Genomic DNA, 18,266 nt, shown 5'->3' on the forward strand with positions numbered 1-18,266 from the left:
TCGTACTTGAAAGAGAACCACCGTGTCCCTCCCCTTCACCCCGGTCACCTCCGTCCCCGTGGATCCGGTCAACGCCCGTGTCCACGAGGAGGGTTGGCAGTCCTGGAGCCCTAGCGGCGCCTACGCCCTCGACGACAGGCCGTACCGTCCGACGAACGACAACTGGGCGACGGTCTGCTACCGGCCCGCCGTCACCGTTCCCGAAGGAGCCTTCCAGGGTGAGGGGTTGCTGGCCCTGGACCCGGGCGACGGCTCCCCGGTCCGCCTCTGGGCGGCCCCGGACCCGGTCCGCGAGGTCCCGTCCATCAGGCTCGTCCTGGCCGGGACCGTCGCGGAGGTGAGCGCCGACGGCCCGGTGAAGGAGTGGACGGGGGCCGACATCCAGACGGTGCTGGGGGAGTGGGCCGCGTCGCTCGGCGTGCGGCCGCCGCGTCCGGCGCCGACCGTCTGGTGCTCCTGGTACGAGTACTTCACCGAGGTCACCGAGGACGACATCCACGAGAACCTGCGCGCGATGGACACCCTCGACCTGCCCATCGACGTCGTCCAGATCGACGACGGCTACCAGAAGGCCCTCGGCGACTGGCTCACCCTCTCCGGCCGCTTCCGCTCCCGCCGGGGCATCGCCGACGCGATCCGCGCCCGGGGCCGCAGGGCCGGCATCTGGACGGCACCCTTCCTGGTCGACCCGGCGAGCCACCTGGCCACCGAGCACCCCGACTGGCTGGTCCGGGACACCGCGGGCGGCTTCGCGCACGCAGGTCGCAACTGGGGCCACGACCTGCGCGTCCTGGACACCACCCACCCCGGGGCGGCCGCGTATCTGACGGACGTCTTCCGGACGCTGCGGGACGAGGGCTACGACTACTTCAAGGTCGACTTCCTGTACGCGGGCGCGCTGGACGGCGTACGCCACGCGCCGGTCGACGCGCTGGAGGCGTACCGCTCCGGCATCGAGCTGATCCGCGAGGCGATCGGCGCGGACGCCTATCTGCTGGGCTGCGGTGCCCCGCTCCTGCCCTCCGTCGGCCTCTTCGACGCCATGCGGGTCAGCCCCGACACGGCCCCGCACCGCCGCCCCGAGGCCGGCGACTACAGCCAACCCGGACAGGATCCGGCCGAGTTCACCGGCGTCGGACGCCAGTGGCAGCACGGCCGCCTCTGGGTCAACGACCCCGACTGTCTGATGGCCCGCCCGGCCGTGGAGACCCGCGAGCGCTGGGCGGCGCATGTCGAGGCGACCGGGGGCCTGATGGCCTCCAGCGACCGGCTGCTGTCGCTTGACCAGTGGGGAGTGGCGACAACTCGCCGACTTCTGGGCGGAGACGACCGGTGAGACCCCGATGAGTTCCGCCGTCGGCCGCGGTCATAGAAGGCGACACGGACGCCACGAAAGGACGTGAGTCACATGACCGAGCCGGTGAAGGGCCCCGCCAGCTACTTCCCCTCCATCGAGAAGAAGTACGGCCGCCCGGTCGAGGAGTGGCTGGAGCTGATCCGCAGCTCCCCACTGACCCGGCACATGCAGCTGGTCAGCTGGCTCAAGACGGAGCACGGTCTGGGCCACGGCCACGCGAACGCGCTGGTCGCGCACACGCTGGCCGAGGGGAAGTAGAAGGGCCGACTCGCGGCGGTGGCAGGATCCGCGGACATGGGAACTGAACAGCAGGACCGTCCCGTGGCCCTGGTCACCGGGTCCACCTCGGGCATCGGTGAGGCCGTCGCCCGGCGGCTGGCCGCGGACGGGGCGCGGGTCGTCGTGCACTCGCGCCGCAGCACCGACACCGGCGAGGCACTGGCGGCCGAGCTCGGCGGGACGTACGTACGGGCGGACCTGGAGGTGGAGGAGGAGACCCGGGCCCTGGTCGGTTCGACCCTCGACCGGTACGGCCGCCTCGACGTCCTGGTGAACAACGCGGGCATCAGTTGGCCCATCCCGCACGCCGACCTCGCCGCGGCCACCCCGGCGGACTGGCGCCGACTGCTGGAGGTCAACCTGATCGCACCCTGGGTGCTGTGCACGGAGGCGCTCCCGGCGCTCCGCGAGGCACCCGGGGGCGGCTGTGTGGTGAACGTCACCAGCCATGCCGGGGTGCGCCCCAAGGGCTCCTCCGTCCCGTACGCGGCGAGCAAGGCCGCCCTGAACCATGTGACGCGGCTGCTCGCCGCCGCGCTCGGCCCCGACGTCCGGGTCAACGCCGTGGCGCCCGGCCTGGTGGACACCCCGATGACGAAGGACTGGACGCAGGCCCATGAACTCTGGCGCGACCGCGCCCCGATGCACCGCCCCGCCCAACCCGTCGACGTGGCCGACCTGGTGGCCGCGCTGATCGCCCACCGCTATCTCACCGGCGAGGTGGTCGTGCTGGACGGTGGCCTGAATCTGACGTGAGCGACCCCGGACACACTGAGGAGCCGAACCAGATTCCTGGCTCGGCCCTCTGAACTGTGGGGGGTCTTTGAACTTACGATGATCGGCGTCCCAACGCCCGCCCAACGTGCGCTCAACGCCCGCCCGGCATCCGCACAGTGACCGCCTTGCACCCATATGTCTGAGAATCGGCCAGCCAATTGATACCTGGAGAGTCGCGGGACCTGCCGCGAATACGACGAAGATCGGCATCCGCCGCGTGGCGTCGGCCACAGGTCCTCCTGTGGGCCGCGGCCGGTGCGGTCACCCTCGGGTTCCTTGTCGCGCTGGAGATCACCGCACGCCACTACGGCCTGCCGGGCCCGCTCACGACTCAGGTCAAGGAGGTGATCCTCCCGCCCAAGTCAGGCTTCCTGCTCTACGGCAGCATGGCCCTGATGATGGTGGTGCTCACCCGGCGCGAGCGATTCATCGCGCTCGGCGTCGCGCTCGGCATCGACGCGGTCCTGCTGTTGCTGCGCTGGGCGACCGGCACCGGACTGCACGGCGGCCATCCGTTCGGCAACGGGGCGCTGTGGGTGATCCTGGGCTGCGCGGTGATCGCCGTCACCCGCCGCACCGGCCATGAACGCGTCCTGCTGCTCAAGGGCGTGGGCCTGGCCCTGCTCCTGGTGGCCGGCCGCAAGACCGGCGACACCTGGCTGCTCATCACCGCCAAGGCCCGACCGACGGTCCTCGACCCCTATCTGGCGGTCGCCGACCACGCGCTGGGCGACCCGTCCTGGCTGGTCGGCCGCATGCTCAAGACCACGGGCCCGGTCGGCGCCCACTTCCTCGACCTCGTCTACGGCCAGCTCGCCGTGGCCGCGGTCGTCGTCTCCCTGTACGGGCTGCGCAACGTGGCGGCCGAACGCCGCTTCCCCCGCCACCACCTGGTGCGCACCTTCCTGGTCATCGGCCTGCTCGGCCCCGGCATCTACATGATCTTCCCGGTGGTCGGCCCGATCTTCGCCTACGGCACGGGCGTCGAGCACTGGCAGCCGGACGGCCTGTGGACCCACACGCCGGACACCGCCCAGTGGATGGTGGGCGACTTCTGGCCGCACACTCCGCCCCCGCTCACCGACCCGCAGCCGATCCCGTTCGACGCGCTCACCCCGCGCAACTGCATGCCGAGCCTGCACACCGCGTGGGCCACCGCGATCTTCATCCACTCCCGCAAGGGCCCTGCGGTGCTGCGCCACGGGGGCACGTTCTGGCTGCTCGCGACGCTCACGGCGACCCTCGGCTTCGGCTGGCACTACGGCACCGACCTGGTCGCCGGCGTGGTCTTCACCCTCACCATCGAGGCGGGCCTGCGCGCCCAGGCCCGCGGCTGGGACCGCACGGCGACCCACCTGGTCGGCTACGGCACGGCGGTCTTCGCGGCGCTCCTGCTGTCGTACCGCTACCTCCCGATGGAGATGGCCCTCCACCCGTGGCTGTACGGGCCGCTGGTGCTGCTGGCGATGGGGTCGGTGATCTACGCCTACGTCCGCATCACACGGGCGTGGGAGCGGGAGGTCACCCCGGTGCCGGAGAGGGAGCCGCAGCCGGAGCCGGTGTGACGCGCACGGGGGAGGTGACGCGCGCGGGGTGGCGCCGGGGACGCCCCTCGTAGCCTGTCCCCGTGCCGTCCTCCGCCCCCGCGCCGTCCTCCTCCCGTCCGCATCGCGTCGCCGTCCTCGTGCTCACCGGCGCGAAGCCGCTCGACGTCGGCATTCCCGCGCAGGTGTTCACGACCCGCGCGAGCATGCCGTACGAGGTGCGGGTGTGCGGGGCGGCTCCGGGCCTGGTGACCGGCGCAGACGGCCTGTCGTACCACGTCGCCCACGGCCTCGACACGCTCGCGTGGGCGGACATCGTCTTCATCCCCGGCTACCGGTTCCCCGACCGCGAGGACCCGCCGGGGGCCGTCGTCGACGCGCTGATCGCCGCGCACGCCCGGGGCACCCGGCTCGCCGCCATCTCGACGGGCGCCTTCGCGCTGGCCGCCACGGGCCTGCTCGACGGCCGCCGCGCCACGACGCACTGGCACTACACACGGGCGCTCGCGGCGAAGCACCCGCTCGTCCAGGTCGACGAGAACGTCCTGTTCGTCGACGAGGGCAGCGTGCTCACGTCGGCGGGCGCCGCCTCCGGCATCGACCTGTGCCTGCACATCCTGCGCGGCGACCTGGGCGTTGCCGCCTCCAACCACGCGGCCCGGCGCCTGGTCGCGGCCCCCTACCGCAGCGGCGGCCAGGCGCAGTACGTGCCACGCAGCGTGCCCGAGCCGCTCGGCGAGCGGTTCGCCCGCACCCGGGAGTGGGCGCTGCACCGGCTGGGAGAGCCCCTCACCCTCGACATGATGGCGAGGGAGGCCGGGGTGTCGGCACGTACCTTCTCCCGGCGCTTCGTCGAGGAGACCGGCTACACCCCGATGCAGTGGGTGATGCGCGCCCGCATCGACATGGCCCGTGAACTGCTGGAGCGCTCGCAGCGGAGCGTGGAGCAGATCGCCGCCGACGTCGGTCTGGGCACCGGCGCGAATCTGCGGCTGCACTTCCAGCACATCCTCGGCACGACCCCGAGCGACTACCGACGCACCTTCACCCAGGGCGAATAGCGGGTCGCTCGCCCGCCTGGCGCGATCCTTTTGAACCATGGCGATGTCGCCACTGTCCGGACCGGGAGCCGCGCGCGACGCTGGAGTCGAAGCCGCACAGACATCAAGGGGCAGTCATGACTCGCATCGCCATCAACGGATTCGGCCGCATCGGACGCAATGTGCTGCGCGCCCTGCTGGAACGTGACAGCGACCTCGAAGTCGTCGCCGTCAACGACCTCACGGAGCCCGCCACCCTCGCCCGGCTCCTGGCGTACGACTCCACGGCCGGGCGCCTGGGCCGCCCGGTGACCGCCGACGGGGACACGCTCGTGGTCGACGGCCGCCGTATCAAGGTCCTGGCCGAGCGCGAGCCCGCGCAGCTCCCCTGGGCCGAACTCGGCGTCGACATCGTCCTGGAGGCCACCGGCCGCTTCACCTCGGCGAAGGCGGCCCGCGCCCACCTCGACGCGGGCGCGAAGAAGGTGCTCGTCAGCGCCCCGTCCGACGGTGCCGACGTCACCCTGGCGTACGGCGTGAACACGGACGCCTACGACGCCGAACTCCACACGATCGTCTCCAACGCCTCCTGCACGACCAACGCGCTCGCGCCGCTGGCCGCGGTCCTCGACGAGCTCGCCGGCATCGAGCACGGCTTCATGACGACCGTGCACGCCTACACCCAGGAGCAGAACCTCCAGGACGGCCCGCACCGCGACGCCCGCCGCGCCCGCGCCGCCGGCGTCAACATCGTGCCGACCACGACGGGCGCCGCCAAGGCGATCGGCCTGGTCCTGCCGAACCTCGACGGCAAGCTGTCCGGCGACTCGATCCGGGTCCCGATCCCGGTGGGCTCGATCGTCGAGCTCAACACGACCGTCGCCCGCGACGTGACCCGCGACGAGGTCCTGGCCGCCTACCGCACCGCCGCCGAGGGCCCGCTGGCCGGCGTCCTCGAGTACTCGGAGGACGCGCTTGTCTCGTCCGACATCGTGGGCAACCCCGCCTCGTCGATCTTCGACTCCGCCCTCACGCGTGTGGAGGGCCGCCACATCAAGGTCGTCGCCTGGTACGACAACGAGTGGGGCTTCTCGAACCGGGTGATCGACACCCTCGAACTCCTCGCCGGCCGCTGACCCGGACCCCCGACACGTCGAAGGGCCCCACCTCGCGGTGGGGCCCTTCGACATCGTGCCCGGTGAGGCACTGGCGGAGGATACGAGATTCGAACTCGTGAGGGGTTGCCCCCAACACGCTTTCCAACTGTGTTGGTGGGGTGGTGGGCGTCGTTCGAGGGCGTTCACCTGGGTTCACGGGTGGCTCGCTTGGAGGGTGCACCCGACTCCCGGTCTCGCCTGAACGGCCGTGAACGGGACTGAATGAGACGGAAACTGAGACGGGCGGCCATAACGGGTTCCCCGGTCACAGACCTGGGGAGTGTCTTCACGCTCACCGTGCTCGCCACGGTTCCACATGACGGCACCTTTCCCGCTGGGTGTAGCCGCCGGGCACGCCGACGCCGACGGAACTCCAGAAGGGCTCAGCCTCGCGGAAATGGCCGCCGCCCGTGTGCCACTGCACTCCTGGGTAGACCTGGCGCAGGGACCGGAGAGCGGCTGAGGCGAGGCCGCAGCGCTTGTAGCCCTCGTAGGAGTGAGGCGCTTCCACCCAGCCGATCTTGCACGGAACGCAGACCACGTACTCGACCTCAAAGGCCAGGTCGGACCTGACGTAGGCCGCTCGGATGCGCCAACCTGTTTGCTCGTAGTAGTCGGCGGGCCGGTCAACCCAGGGTTGCGGTGGGGTGGCGGTCCGGTCGAAATGGTACGACGCGGGGTCCATCCATCGGCGAAGCCGGTCCCGCCAGGTCGGCTTGTCGGGCCACTCCCGCACCCAGTACACGTGGTCAGCGCGGCGTGCCACAGCGCGGATTGTCGCCTCCATGTCCGCCATGCGCTCTCCTCCCCCAAGCTCTGGCATTGTCCTCGTCGATGGTCAGTCGCGTGAGAGACGGCTGTACACCCGCGCGTTCCTCGTTGCCTACCGTTTCGGCCAGCGACCACGCGACTCAGAGACTCTCCACTGCGCAGAACTCTCAAGGCCATCACACCTGGCTAACGGTGTCCGGAGCGTCAAGGGCCGCACGAGCCACGACCTTGAAGACCTCTACGGACTGATTGACCTGGCGGTGCATGGCGTCGCTACTTGGGACATCGCTCCGAGGCGGGACGCCTCGCGCGGCGCGGAGCTCAGTGACAATGACGGAGGCTTGCCAGTCAGCGATCGAGCGCATGACGGTGTCGGCTTGTGCGGCCACTTCAGCGGGCCCCTCCAACTCCACGAGGAACAGCGCCTTTTCGATACCACGGATCAGCCCTCGGAGCCTGTCCGCTGTTCCTTCGGGCATGGTCTGGCCGAGCAAAGCCAACTCGCGGTAGGAACGTCTCAGCTCGTTGAACTGGGCAACTGAGTCCAGAAAGGCTGCGTAGGCGTCCCGGCGCACTTGGCGTCGCCAGTGGGCATGCTGGCTTCTGGACTGGTACCGACCAGCCAAGCGAGCGGCTACCACCGCCCCTCCGGCGCCGACGATTGACGCCACGATGCCCGCTACCGCCCCCACCAACGCGATCTCCCCTGCGTTCATGGCGGCATTGTGCCTTCAGACGAGACCGGACCCATGAGAGATCCCACGGCGGGTCGGACCGTTCCGGCATCGTGATGGTGGCCCCATAGCGACAGCCGCAGAGCCCTCACCTTAGGAAGCTCGGGTTCTGTGGGGTCGATAGGCTCGCTGACCTGCTGTGGAGCAGCGTCGTGACCTAAGGACGTGCCCGGGTGGGGTGACCGCTGTTCCCCGTGGTTCCCCGCAGTATCTGGCATGGGTCTGGCACGGAGCCCAGGGACGGCCCAGACTTGATCAGCTACGGTGCCGCGCTCGACTGACGGCGACGCTTTCGATGAGGTCCGCCTGAGCCTCAGCCGACGAAAGTCAGCCACGATGGCGGGTACGCCATCCGACTGGGCGCGCGTGTGCCTCGCTGCACCCCACCGACCTCAGCCACGCTGTCGGTGCCGTCGACCAGAGCAAGCGGCGACGGTTGCCCCGGAACGACGATGCCGCAGCGCTCAGCAGAGGAGCTGTCTCCACCAGGCCCGATTCATAACGGTTTGATTTGGCACAACCGCGAGAACGATGAAGTAGCCCGGACGTCAGGTCGCCAACTAGTAGCGTAACTATCACGCTACGTTAGGACCCTCGTTGCGTGCCGCTTCTGCAACCCTGCTGGAGGTTAAAGTGACGCATCTGCAACGCTTCGCGGTGAGCAAGCTCCTCGGCCGCTTTAACCATGAATTCGAGTTCACGCCCGACGCTCCTTTCATCATTCTTCACGGCCCAAATGGCGTCGGTAAAACACGCATGCTCGAACTGATTGAGTCGGTTTTCCGCTTCGACGTATTCAAGATTGCAGAGTCTCACTTCGCTAGCCTGTCAATGGTTTTTAGCGGGGGTGAGCGTTTGATCATTCATAATAAGACTCATGCGTATCAGGGAAATATGCGCATGAGGCCAATCAATCTCACATTTAGACTCTCCGGCAAGAAATACGGGAAATCGGGAGTGTCCGGGGCGATCAACTTCCCAACGGACGAAATTCCACTCGCAGTATGGAGAGAAGTACAGAACGAAATGATGCAGGCAGTCGAAAGGGACGCGTCCCCTTCTATGAAGCTGCAAATGCTTGAACATTCAGGCGGCGCGTACCTTCCGCAGCATTATCGGCTCACGCCTGGGGCGGCCAGGGGGAAAGCGCTACTAGATCTCCAAGAGTTCGATCGAGAGATCGTCGAGTTTCTGGACCAATTCGATATTCACATGGTGGAAACTCAGCGTCTCCTAATTCTCAATCAAGGGGGGGAGGCCGCCCGTCGCCGGTCCCCGGAGAGTCATCCACAGCGTATGAAGGTCTCAGAGTGTGCAAGGGACCTGGCTAACCGTCTTGCTGCCTCACTGACTGAAAATTCGCGAAGGTCGCAAGAACTCGATAAGAGTTTCCCCAGGCGCGTCCTGGATGACAGCACTTTTGACGTCGTTCCAACAGAACCAGAAATTAGGGCGGCGTACGAAGAGCAAAGCAAGCTCCGAAATCGTCTTGCCGCGATCGCCCTATTGGATGAGTCTATGGACGTCCCGCTACAAGGCGGCGAACTGGTTTCATGGCAGAGAAAAGTTTTGTGGACGTATCTGCAAGATAGTGCGCACAAGCTATCTACATTCCAAGACCTTCTCAATCGGGTTGAGCTTTTTAAAAGCATCATTAAGAGCCGATTTCTCTTCAAGCGGATGATTATCGATAGAGAAGCTGGCTTCCGTTTTGAGAATGACAACGAGCAGAGGATTTCGCCATCTCAACTCTCGTCGGGCGAGCAGCATGAAATTGTGCTCATTTATGATCTTCTTTTCAACGTGCGAACGGGATCCCTTGTTCTGCTCGACGAACCTGAGATCTCATTGCATGTAGCCTGGCAACAGGAGTTTCTGGCCGATATTCAACGCATTGCACAATTGTCGAACCTGCGTTTCGTTGTGGCTACTCACTCGCCTCTGATCATCAATGAGTGGTGGGGGCAGGCAGTTGCCCTAAACGCACCCGAGATGAAAGCTTCCGACGGGGCGGTTAAGGGGGAGGGGCGTTCGTGAGAGACATCCTTTCCCCTACGGTCACAAAGAATACCGTGGGGATGTTGCGGAGCTACGACACGCGTACCATCTTGATCCTTGAAGGAGACAGTGACTGCACGACACTCGCGAGATGTATTGACAGAGACGAGTGTCGACTGGTGATCGCTCAGGGGAAAATTGAAGCGATTGAAGCGGTCGAGTGGTCCGATGTGCAAGGATTCGCAGGAGTTCTAGCAATCGTCGACAGTGATCTAGTTGATCTCGTTGAAGTGCGCTCAGAAAGCTCAAACGTAGTGTACACAGACCCATACGACCTCGACTCAATGGTCTTCTTCGCTGACGGCATCGTGGACCGGTGTGTTGAGGCCTATTGCGACTACTCTCGGGTACATTCGGACGATTCCGGCGAAGAACGAATAGCGTTTCTTAAGTCAAAGTCGCTCGATATGGCGAGCCTGATCGGATACCTGCGACTCTATTCGGCTATCGAGGGACGCGAGATAACCCTAGATCATTTTCCATTCGAGCGGGCTTTCGAGGCCGAGGGGCTATCGCCCAACATTCCGGCTCTTCATCTTATTGTCGCAAAGCGATGTAATGGTGGGCCGATCCAAGAATCGGAACTGGATGGCTGGATCGCAAGAATGAAATCCGAAGTCGTGCCTCCCGCACGAGTGGCGCAAGGGCACGACCTATTCAGGTGCCTAGCGTATGCGGTTAAATCCACTCTAGGGGTTTCGCTCAGAGGTGACCACTGGGAGAAAACGGCTCGTTCCCATTGGCGTCTAGAGCACCTGGAAAAGACCCAACTTTACAGGAGAGTGGCGGAGTGGTGCCGCGGCTCAAACAGGCAAGTTTGGCTCACAATACCGTAACTTCGCGCTGATCACGCAAGCTTGCGCCCATCGAGCAGGTGGCGGGCCTGCCACGTAAAACACGACGCTGGACCACTATCTATGCGGATCACGCCATTGTGGCTCCGTAAAGCCGTGGAGTTGGCCGCCTGCTACGACGAACTTCCTCTCTGGGATCAGGCGGCTGATTGCTGTGCGCGCGGCACGGGCGCCGGCTGGGCTGGAGCGGGGCGGAGACAGGAGCGCAGGCCCGGCCGGGGGCCGGGCCTGCGCGCGGGGAGCGGAGCGAGCCGCCTTGAACCAGTAGAGAAAGTTGTAACTCAGTCGGCCTGCTGGGGCGTGTGAGGCTCCATAGCTGTGAAGTCGTAAGCGCAGGAAGGGAGTCCACTCCCTTGGCGTTGGGCTATCGGGAGGAAGATTACGGGCCGGATTGCCCAGGTGATGCGGGTACGAGCCCGGGTGAGCGCCACCGTGCAGGGCTCGGCGCGCAGGAGTGCCTTCCGCGTGGTGATGCGGCCGTCGTACAGCCACTCCCACGCCTCCTGGGATGCGTCCGGATCCAATGCCGGTGAGATCGTGCGGAGCGCGACCGCCACCCATCTGTCGACCTGCGGTGCCGAGTAAGCGTCGAAGGAAGCCCGAAGGACCGGGCGCGTCTCCTCGGTGAGGTCTTCGGTCCAGCACTCGCACCAGTAGCCCCGCTGCGGCTTGTCCATCAGCACGGATGGCCTCCCCTGGGCGGGGCTGTGAACAGTTCCGCGGTGACGGTGTGGCCACCGTCGCTCTCGTGGACCACGACCCGGTGGGCGATCACGCTGACCATGCCCAGGCCCCTGCCGTGCTCGGCGTCCTGGTCCTGGCGATCCACCTTCGGGGCGGTGCCGGCACTTCCGCAGTCCGTCACCGACAACGCGACGACCTGTGCCGATACCGCCAAGGCCAGATGGAAACTGCCCGACTCCTGACCGCTGGCGGTATGCAGGATCGCGTTCGCGCTCAGCTCGCTCACGATCAGCTCTGCGTCCTCCGCCCATGGCGATCCGCGCAGGATGTCACGGGTCCAGCGGCGGGCCCTGCTGACCTCTTCCGGGAAACCTGGGCAAGTGAGCCCCCAGACCCGGGCAGTACTCGTATACTCGTGCATACAAGTTCCTTTATGCTGGTAGGCCGCCATGTGCAGCGGGTTCGGGCTAGACGAGTTTCACGCCGTCATGGGCGCGGATGGCAGGTGGAGACGCCGCGTCCATCGCGTCCAGGACGCGGATGGCGTACGCCTCGTCGGCAAGCTCGGAGACTTCTTCGCGGGTGGCCCAGCGCAGTGCGCGGGTCTCGTCGCCGGTGGTGGGCGTGCCGTCGGCGGCCTGGCAGCGGAAGACCAGGGAGACGATCAGGCCCGTCATGTTCTTGTAGATGCCGGTCAGGGTCGCCGGAAGTGCGATCTTGATACCGGTCTCTTCGAGGACTTCGCGTTGCAGGGCCTCGGGGATGGTCTCCTCGCGTTCGAGGACACCGCCCGGCGGCTCCCACTTGCCGTTGTCCCGGCGCTGGATCAGGAGGGCCCGGCCCAAGTCGTCGACGACGACCCCGGCCACGCTCACGGAGTGCGGGCGTTCTGTGCTCACGTTCCTCGGCCCTCTCGGATGGCTAGGCTCTCCACCGTAGCAACAACACTCACCCACACGTCTAGATACCTAAAGGAGTGCACTCGTGACCCCTGCTCTTCCCTCCGGCCTGCTCGGTGATCTCGACCCCACGAGCGACCGTGCGGTCTTCCGGCAGATCGCCGACCAACTGCGTGAGGCCATCGACCGTGGGCGGTTCAGAGAGGGCGAGAAGCTGCCCTCCGAGGCTGAGCTTGTGGACCACTACGGGGTATCCCGGATGACCGTCCGCAACTCCTTCTCCATCCTCCAAGGGGAGGGACTCGTCCATGCCGAGCATGGCAAGGGTGTGTTCGTCCGGCCTCGGCCCCCCGTACGGCGGCTCGCCTCCGACCGGTTCGCCCGCCGGCATCGAGAGCAGGGCAAGTCCGCGTTCATCGTCGAGGCGGACACGGTCGGCAGTCATCCCCAGGTCGACAGCCTTGAGGTCAAGGAAGAGAAGGCCAGTCAGGACATCTCCACCCGGCTCGGCTCCGTACGGCGGGTGCTCGCCCGCCGACGCCGGTATCTGCTGGACGGGAAGCCGGTCGAGTTCGCCACCTCCTACCTGCCCCTCGACATCGCCCGTGGTACGCAGATCGCCGAGCCCAACCCCGGCCCGGGTGGCATCTACGCCCGCCTCGAAGAACTCGGCCACCGCCTGGACCACTTCGAGGAGGAGATCCGGGCCCGGATGCCCTCGCCTGACGAGGTCAAGACGCTCCGGCTGGCCTCCGGCGTGCCGGTCATCCACCTGATCCGCACCGCCTTCGACACCGAGGCGCGGGCCGTCGAGGTGTGCGACACGGTCATGGCGGCAGACGCCTACGTCCTGTCGTATCAGCTTCCGGCGACCTGATCGTCATGGTTTGCGATGGTGCGCGGGGACGCTCTCCCGAACTCGTACACCTCAGCATGCATACTCGTATAGACGAGTGGGCAAGTTGTGTGGCAGGGTGATCGTCGTGAGCCCGAGAGGTCGGGTTCGCAGATCGCTACATGTATAGACGAGTAGATAGGGAAACTGTCTTGCGTACCATCCGTGTTGAGACCTCTGCCGCGACGATCCTCCTCACCGAGGCTCCTGAGCCCAAGGTCCGCGACCGTCAGACCGGCGAGATTGCCAAGGACGCCGTCAGCGGTGAGGCGCTGATGACGCTCGGCGTCGTCTACATCGAGGACGGCGAGTCCTCGCTGATCAAGGTCACCGTGCCGGAGGGCGGTGTCTCCGAGGGCCTGAACCTGGGCGCTCCGGTCTCGCTGCCGGGGCTTGTCGCCCGGCCGTGGGAGTCCGTGTTCAACGGGCAGCAGCGTCACGGCATCGCCTTCCGGGCCGCCGCCGTCACCCCGGCCGCCTTCCCGGCCGCCATGGGAGCCACCGCCTGATGACCGAACTCACGACGCTCCTGGAGGTGGGTGGTCCTGTCGCCGCGCTCGGCGGCGGGGCTGCCTACACCCGGGCCAAGTGCCCGGCGGTCTACTGGTCCGCCATTGGCGGCCCGATATCCACCGCCCGCCTGCTCAGCTCGTACGGCTCCGTCATGGAGGCCTGCGGCCTGACCGTTGCTCCTTCTCGGCTGCGGGTCCTCGCAGTGAAGGCCACTACTCGGCGGGAGGTTCGGCCGGTCCCGCCCCGCCGAGGCATCATCCGGCCCACCTCGACCGGGCTGCGCCTCCGGCTGCGGCTCGCACCCGGGCAGGAACCCGCCGACGTCGCCGCCTCGGCCGAACGGCTGCGGCATGCTTGGGGAGTTCACGCCGTCTACGTCACCACGATCAAGCCGGGTGTCGTCGAACTGCGGCTCGTCGGCTACGACGTACTACGGCGAGTCCGTATGCCCCGCAAGACGGACGCCGGGTTGCTCAAGGTGCCGGTTGCCCTGCGGGAGGACGCCACTCCGTTCGTACGGGACTACCGCACCGTTCCCCATCAGCTCACCCTCGGCGCAACGCTGTCGGGCAAGTCCATGTACCTGCGCCACCTCATCACCGGGCTGGCTCCTCAGGCCGTCGCCCTCGTCGGTATTGACTGCAAGCGCGGCGTTGAGCTGGCGCCCTTCGCCGCCCGCTTGTCCGCCCTCGCCACCGATCCGGACGAAGCCGCAGAGCTGCTGCCCGTGCTGGTCAAGGAAATGGAGGACCGATACGACCTGATCAAGGCCAGGCAGGGCATCGCGCCCGACACCGCGGACGAGGAGATCACCTCCGACATCTGGGGCCTGCCCGAGAGTGAACGGCCCACTCCCGTCGTCCTGTTCGTCGACGAGGTGGCCGAACTCTTCCTCACCGCCACCCGCAAGGACGAGGAACGCCGGGACGAGATGGTCACCCAGCTCATCCGCCTTGCCCAGCTCGGCCGCGCGGCCGGCATCTACCTGGAGGTGTGCGGGCAGCGCTTCGGCGCCGAACTCGGCAAGGGCGCCACCATGCTCCGTGCCCAGCTCACCGGCCGGGTCTGCCACCGCGTCAACGACGAAGCCTCCGCCAAGATGGCCCTCGGCGACATCGCCCCGGAAGCGGTCTTCGCCGCCTGCGCCATCGCCTCCGAACTGCCCGGCCTGGCCGTTGCGGGCGATACCTCCGGTGGCTGGTCCCGCATCCGCACCCCGTATCTCTCCCTCGGCGATGCCGCCGAGATCTGCCGGGAGTCGGCGCACCTGGTGCCCGACCTGCCCGCGCTCAAGCCCTTCCGGCCCGACGTCCCCGTACGCCTCGTCGCGACCCCGGACCCGGCCGCCCTGCCGCACCCGGTGACCGACTGACGCTCCCCTCCACCCGGTCGGCGTGACCGCCTCGCGCCACGTCCCTACCCCTGCCATGCCCGAAACCGAAAGGAGCCGGACCGTGCGCGCCCATCTGGCCCGTGTCGACGCGGTGTTGGTACAGGCGCTCATCGCCGCCGCACTGTCCTTCGCCCACATCCACGACGTCGCCATGGCGGCCGGACAGGACGGATGGAAAGCGTGGGCCTACCCGATCAGCGTTGACCTGCTGCTCGTCGCCGCATGGCGTCGACTCCGCACCGGTACGGCCAAAGCGGCGGCCGCCTGGTGCTGGTTCGTCATCGCACTCACCGCCTCCCTCGGCGCCAACGTCGCCACTGCCGGACTCCTCGACATGACCGACGTGCCGGCCTGGCTGCGCATCCTCGTCGCGGGCTGGCCCGCGGTCGCCTTCCTCGGCGGGACCCTCCTCGCGCACTCGGCGCCCAAGGAGACCACCGACGAGATCGGCACAGAGGTCATGGAGGACCAGGAGGACGAGCCCGAAGCCACACCCGACCCGCCTGCCCAACCCACCACCGAATCACCCACGCCAACCCCGCCCGTCCCGGTCCCGGTCGCCCTGGTCGACCACGCCCGCAAGGTCGCCGCCGAACACCACACCCGCACCGGAACCCGGATCGACACCCCAACCCTCCGCGCCCGCCTCGGCGTTCCCGCACCCATGGCCGAAGCCATCGCCGCCCAACTCTGAAGGCGGGCCCTGTCGGGAGGCTTTACCGCTTCCGCATCACTCGCCGCGTTCCGATGACGGCCGAAATGATCAGTACCTCAAGGCAGCACGTGGTGATCACGGTGGCCCAGGACTCGCCCAACCACCACCTTGCCCCGACGCAAGCGAGCCCGAGTATCAACGCGGCCGAACCGAAGGCGGCCAGCTGCCGCGCACCTTGTGACATGCCGCTCATCTACACACGTCCGCGCGCCCCAGACAAGCGAACAAAGGAAAGGAAACCGGCTGTGCCAGCCAACCGCCGCTTCCGCAACGTCACTCGCATCGGCCCCGTCCAGGTCGCCACCTCCTACGACGGCCGGGGCTGCGAGAAGCACACCGCCGCCTGCACCGCCCCTCGCTGCGGCTTCTCAGCCGACTACGACAGCCGCAGCGCCGCCGAACTGGCCGCCCGCACCCACCGCTGCCCCGTCCGCTGAAAGGACCCGTCCTCCCGTGACCGTCAGTCTGCCCCTCGTCGTCGTCCTCGGCTTCTTCGCCTGGGGAGCGGTCAAGTTCCTCGGCGTCCGCACCTGGATCGTCGTCCTGATCGCCCTCTTCGGCTTCTGGCTCTCCCACACCTTCCTCGCCCCCGCCATCGAATCCGGCACGCGCTCCGGCGTGACCGTCATAAACGGCTCACATGACTAGACGAGTAGATAAGAAAGGGTTCGCTGTGTTCCTGCCCAAGTACCCCGACAACCCGACCCCGCCGCCCTCACCCACCCACACCGCAACGACCGACCCGGCACCGGCCCGCCGCTCGCTGCCCTCGGTGTCCATCGATCAGAAGACGGTCGCGGCTCTGGTCATCGGCGGAGTCGTCCTCACCGCGCTCCTGGCCGCCGTCGCCGTCACGGCCATCTCCGTCGCCGTAGCCGCCGTGGTCCTGCGCTCCCTGCTCCGCGACCAGCAGCGCCATTAGATCCCGCCCGGCCTCCGGGGCGGCGGCACACGACCAAGCATTTCGCCGCCCCGGGGCCTGTTCCTCCCGACCGAGCCAGTCAGAAGGAGAAACGTCATCTTCACCCGCACCACCCCGGCTCCCGTGCCGGAACTCGCGAACCTGGCCGCCCAGGGAACGCTCCCCGGTATCCTCCGCCAGCTCTCCAGCCTCGGCGGCTGCACCCACCCCATCCGCCTCGACGGCCACCGCATCGAGTACGACGTCGACACCGCGACCGGCGAGATCGGCAACGTCCTCCACCACCTCGACTCGACCAGCCTCCCCGCCGGCCAACTCCTCGTCCGCTGCAACAACCGCCGCACCACCCGCTGCCCGGCCTGCGCCGAGGTCTACCGCCGCGACACCTTCCACCTGATCACCGCCGGACTGCGCGGCGGAAAGGGCACCCCGGAACAGGTCGGCACCCACCCCCGCGTGTTCGCCACCTTCACCGCTCCCGGCTTCGGCCCGGTCCACAACCGCCGTACGGACGGACGCCCTTGCCACTGCGGCCTCCACCACGACCAGGAGGACGACAGCCTCGGCTCTCCACTCAACCCCGACACCTACGACTACGAAGCCGCCGTTCTCTGGAACGCCCACGCGGGCGCCCTCTGGCGCCGCTTCTCGATCTACCTCCGCCGAGAGGTCGCCAAGCGCGCAGGCCTGAGCCAACGCCGCCTCCGCGACCACGCCCGCGTCTCCTTCGCCAAGGTCGCCGAGTACCAGAAGCGCGGAGCCGTCCACTTCCACGCGGTCATCCGCATCGACGGCCCCGGCGGAGGCAACACCCCACCGCCCGCCTGGGCCACGGCCGAACTCCTCTCCGACGCCATAGAAACCGCCGCCTCCAAGGTCCGCGTCGACGGCCCAGTCATCGACGGCCGCACCCACACCTTCACCTTCGGCCGCCAACTCGACGTTCGCACCATCCGAACCGCCGACTTCAACGACGGCCAGGAGCTGACCGAACGCGCGGTCGCCGCCTACATCGCCAAGTACGCCACCAAGGGCGCCGAAACCGCGACGGGAGCCCTCGACCGCCCCCTGAAGTTCGTCGCCGAACTGGCCCAACTCGACATCAGCGACCACGCCCGCCAACTCATCCGAACCGCCTGGACCCTCGGCGCACGCAAAGACCTCGAACACCTCCGCCTACGAGCCTGGGCTCACATGCTCGGCTTCCGCGGCCACTTCTCCACCAAGTCCCGCCGCTACTCCACCACCCTCGGCGCCCTCCGCAACGCCCGCGCCGAATGGCGCCGCGCCCAAGCCACAGAGACCAATAGCCCCACCACCGACACCACGTACGTCCTCGCCCACTGGGTCTTTGCCGGCACCGGCCTCTCCGACACCGAAGCCTGGCTGTCTGCATCCCTCGAACCCGCCCCCGGAACGGAAGGAGAACCAACTCGTGGCTGAGCCCCGAGTCCCTGTCAGCAGGCCCGAGCAGCCCGACCCGTCCCTCGTCCTCCTGACCGTCGAGGAAGCGGCCCGGCGCCTCCGTATCGGCCGTACGACGTGTTTCCGGCTCGTCCTCGCCGGAGAGATCGAGTCGGTCACGGTCGGAAGACTCCGCCGAGTCCCCGCCGACGCCGTACCGGCCTACGTCACCAAGCTCCGCCACCGACCCGCACAAGCGGCCTGAGGGAG

At 67.4% G+C, this 18,266-nt stretch carries 22 protein-coding genes; 17 read left to right on the forward strand and 5 right to left on the reverse strand.

Annotated features, from left to right (window positions below; all coding sequences use genetic code 11):
* Positions 1-22 precede the first annotated feature (22 nt).
* The 6 genes from OG885_RS23900 (at position 23) to gap (ending at position 6,133) form a co-directional block, all read left to right on the forward strand.
* A complete protein-coding gene (locus tag OG885_RS23900) occupies positions 23-1,336 on the forward strand; it encodes a glycoside hydrolase family 36 protein (RefSeq protein ID WP_405734830.1) in 1,314 nt (437 codons plus the stop codon).
* A gap of 72 nt (positions 1,337-1,408) precedes the next feature.
* Positions 1,409-1,615 (forward strand): DUF4287 domain-containing protein, encoded by a 207-nt coding sequence (locus OG885_RS23905; RefSeq protein WP_405734832.1) that lies wholly within the window; start codon positions 1,409-1,411, stop codon positions 1,613-1,615.
* Between the two features lie 36 nt (positions 1,616-1,651).
* The gene (locus OG885_RS23910; protein ID WP_405734834.1) at positions 1,652-2,392 is read left to right on the forward strand and encodes an SDR family NAD(P)-dependent oxidoreductase; all 741 of its coding nucleotides are present in this window, start codon (positions 1,652-1,654) and stop codon (positions 2,390-2,392) included.
* Positions 2,393-2,604: 212 nt separating this feature from the next.
* Positions 2,605-3,978: a phosphatase PAP2 family protein gene (locus OG885_RS23915; protein WP_405742847.1), complete on the forward strand. Its 1,374-nt coding sequence runs from the start codon at positions 2,605-2,607 to the stop codon at positions 3,976-3,978.
* 62 nt (positions 3,979-4,040) lie between these two features.
* Complete coding sequence (locus OG885_RS23920; RefSeq protein ID WP_405734836.1) at positions 4,041-5,018, forward strand: GlxA family transcriptional regulator; 978 nt, start codon at positions 4,041-4,043, stop codon at positions 5,016-5,018.
* A 116-nt stretch (positions 5,019-5,134) separates the two neighbouring features.
* Entirely contained in the window at positions 5,135-6,133 is a 999-nt protein-coding gene (gap, locus tag OG885_RS23925; protein WP_405734838.1) for a type I glyceraldehyde-3-phosphate dehydrogenase, read from the forward strand.
* A gap of 313 nt (positions 6,134-6,446) precedes the next feature.
* Here the strand turns inward: gap and OG885_RS23930 are convergent, their stop codons facing one another.
* Together OG885_RS23930 and OG885_RS23935 are read right to left on the reverse strand one after the other, a co-directional pair.
* Complete coding sequence (locus OG885_RS23930; RefSeq protein WP_405734840.1) at positions 6,447-6,950, reverse strand: hypothetical protein; 504 nt, start codon at positions 6,948-6,950, stop codon at positions 6,447-6,449.
* A 151-nt stretch (positions 6,951-7,101) separates the two neighbouring features.
* Positions 7,102-7,641 carry a hypothetical protein gene (locus tag OG885_RS23935; RefSeq protein ID WP_405734842.1) on the reverse strand — a complete coding sequence of 180 codons (540 nt, stop codon included), beginning with the start codon at positions 7,639-7,641 and terminating at the stop codon, positions 7,102-7,104.
* Positions 7,642-8,292: 651 nt separating this feature from the next.
* On the opposite strand from OG885_RS23935, the gene OG885_RS23940 reads away from it, so the two are divergent.
* Positions 8,293-9,696, forward strand: a complete 1,404-nt coding sequence (locus OG885_RS23940; RefSeq protein WP_405734844.1) for an AAA family ATPase — start codon at positions 8,293-8,295, stop codon at positions 9,694-9,696.
* Positions 9,693-10,553, forward strand: a complete 861-nt coding sequence (locus OG885_RS23945; protein WP_405734846.1) for a hypothetical protein — start codon at positions 9,693-9,695, stop codon at positions 10,551-10,553. The genes OG885_RS23940 and OG885_RS23945 overlap by 4 nt, the downstream gene beginning before the upstream one ends.
* 299 nt (positions 10,554-10,852) lie before the next feature.
* Here OG885_RS23945 and OG885_RS23950 read toward each other — a convergent pair whose 3' ends face one another.
* From OG885_RS23950 to OG885_RS23960, 3 genes are read right to left on the reverse strand one after another with little or no spacing between them, the layout of a single operon-like run.
* A complete protein-coding gene (locus OG885_RS23950) occupies positions 10,853-11,248 on the reverse strand; it encodes a hypothetical protein (protein WP_405742848.1) in 396 nt (131 codons plus the stop codon).
* Complete coding sequence (locus OG885_RS23955; RefSeq protein ID WP_405734848.1) at positions 11,248-11,676, reverse strand: ATP-binding protein; 429 nt, start codon at positions 11,674-11,676, stop codon at positions 11,248-11,250. Before OG885_RS23955 ends, OG885_RS23950 begins: the two co-directional genes overlap by 1 nt.
* A gap of 46 nt (positions 11,677-11,722) precedes the next feature.
* The gene (locus OG885_RS23960; protein WP_405742849.1) at positions 11,723-12,130 is read right to left on the reverse strand and encodes an NUDIX hydrolase; all 408 of its coding nucleotides are present in this window, start codon (positions 12,128-12,130) and stop codon (positions 11,723-11,725) included.
* A 109-nt stretch (positions 12,131-12,239) separates the two neighbouring features.
* Between OG885_RS23960 and OG885_RS23965 the strand changes: the two genes are divergently transcribed.
* The 9 genes from OG885_RS23965 (at position 12,240) to OG885_RS24005 (ending at position 18,261) form a co-directional block, all read left to right on the forward strand.
* Positions 12,240-13,031, forward strand: coding sequence for a GntR family transcriptional regulator (locus tag OG885_RS23965; RefSeq protein ID WP_062049401.1), 792 nt, complete (start codon positions 12,240-12,242; stop codon positions 13,029-13,031).
* 170 nt (positions 13,032-13,201) lie between these two features.
* A complete protein-coding gene (locus tag OG885_RS23970; protein ID WP_062244627.1) occupies positions 13,202-13,558 on the forward strand; it encodes a hypothetical protein in 357 nt (118 codons plus the stop codon).
* The gene (locus OG885_RS23975; protein WP_405734850.1) at positions 13,558-14,934 is read left to right on the forward strand and encodes an FtsK/SpoIIIE domain-containing protein; all 1,377 of its coding nucleotides are present in this window, start codon (positions 13,558-13,560) and stop codon (positions 14,932-14,934) included. Before OG885_RS23970 ends, OG885_RS23975 begins: the two co-directional genes overlap by 1 nt.
* An 82-nt stretch (positions 14,935-15,016) precedes the next feature.
* Positions 15,017-15,649 carry a DUF2637 domain-containing protein gene (locus OG885_RS23980; RefSeq protein WP_405734852.1) on the forward strand — a complete coding sequence of 211 codons (633 nt, stop codon included), beginning with the start codon at positions 15,017-15,019 and terminating at the stop codon, positions 15,647-15,649.
* 266 nt (positions 15,650-15,915) lie between these two features.
* Complete coding sequence (locus tag OG885_RS23985; RefSeq protein WP_405734854.1) at positions 15,916-16,107, forward strand: mobile element transfer protein; 192 nt, start codon at positions 15,916-15,918, stop codon at positions 16,105-16,107.
* A 16-nt stretch (positions 16,108-16,123) separates the two neighbouring features.
* Complete coding sequence (locus tag OG885_RS23990) at positions 16,124-16,318, forward strand: hypothetical protein (RefSeq protein WP_057608714.1); 195 nt, start codon at positions 16,124-16,126, stop codon at positions 16,316-16,318.
* A gap of 25 nt (positions 16,319-16,343) precedes the next feature.
* Positions 16,344-16,592, forward strand: coding sequence for a SpdD protein (locus OG885_RS23995; RefSeq protein WP_405734856.1), 249 nt, complete (start codon positions 16,344-16,346; stop codon positions 16,590-16,592).
* Positions 16,593-16,715: 123 nt separating this feature from the next.
* Positions 16,716-18,035, forward strand: a complete 1,320-nt coding sequence (locus OG885_RS24000) for a replication initiator (protein WP_405734858.1) — start codon at positions 16,716-16,718, stop codon at positions 18,033-18,035.
* The gene (locus OG885_RS24005) at positions 18,028-18,261 is read left to right on the forward strand and encodes an excisionase family DNA-binding protein (RefSeq protein ID WP_280911796.1); all 234 of its coding nucleotides are present in this window, start codon (positions 18,028-18,030) and stop codon (positions 18,259-18,261) included. Before OG885_RS24000 ends, OG885_RS24005 begins: the two co-directional genes overlap by 8 nt.
* Positions 18,262-18,266: the final 5 nt, after the last annotated feature.

The sequence above is a fragment of the Streptomyces sp. NBC_00028 genome, assembly GCF_045041065.1.
Taxonomy (GTDB): Bacteria; Actinomycetota; Actinomycetes; order Streptomycetales; family Streptomycetaceae; genus Streptomyces.

What these genes read in the sequence shown, in the direction of transcription:
- OG885_RS23905 (WP_405734832.1), top strand. Translation starts at nt 1,409, where the DNA reads ATGACCGAGCCGGTGAAGGGCCCCGCCAGCTACTTCCCCTCCATCGAG.
- OG885_RS23910 (WP_405734834.1), top strand. Translation starts at nt 1,652, where the DNA reads ATGGGAACTGAACAGCAGGACCGTCCCGTGGCCCTGGTCACCGGGTCC.
- gap (WP_405734838.1), top strand. Translation starts at nt 5,135, where the DNA reads ATGACTCGCATCGCCATCAACGGATTCGGCCGCATCGGACGCAATGTG.
- OG885_RS23930 (WP_405734840.1), bottom strand. Translation starts at nt 6,950, where the DNA reads ATGGCGGACATGGAGGCGACAATCCGCGCTGTGGCACGCCGCGCTGAC.
- OG885_RS23935 (WP_405734842.1), bottom strand. Translation starts at nt 7,641, where the DNA reads ATGAACGCAGGGGAGATCGCGTTGGTGGGGGCGGTAGCGGGCATCGTG.
- OG885_RS23950 (WP_405742848.1), bottom strand. Translation starts at nt 11,248, where the DNA reads ATGGACAAGCCGCAGCGGGGCTACTGGTGCGAGTGCTGGACCGAAGAC.
- OG885_RS23955 (WP_405734848.1), bottom strand. Translation starts at nt 11,676, where the DNA reads ATGCACGAGTATACGAGTACTGCCCGGGTCTGGGGGCTCACTTGCCCA.
- OG885_RS23975 (WP_405734850.1), top strand. Translation starts at nt 13,558, where the DNA reads ATGACCGAACTCACGACGCTCCTGGAGGTGGGTGGTCCTGTCGCCGCG.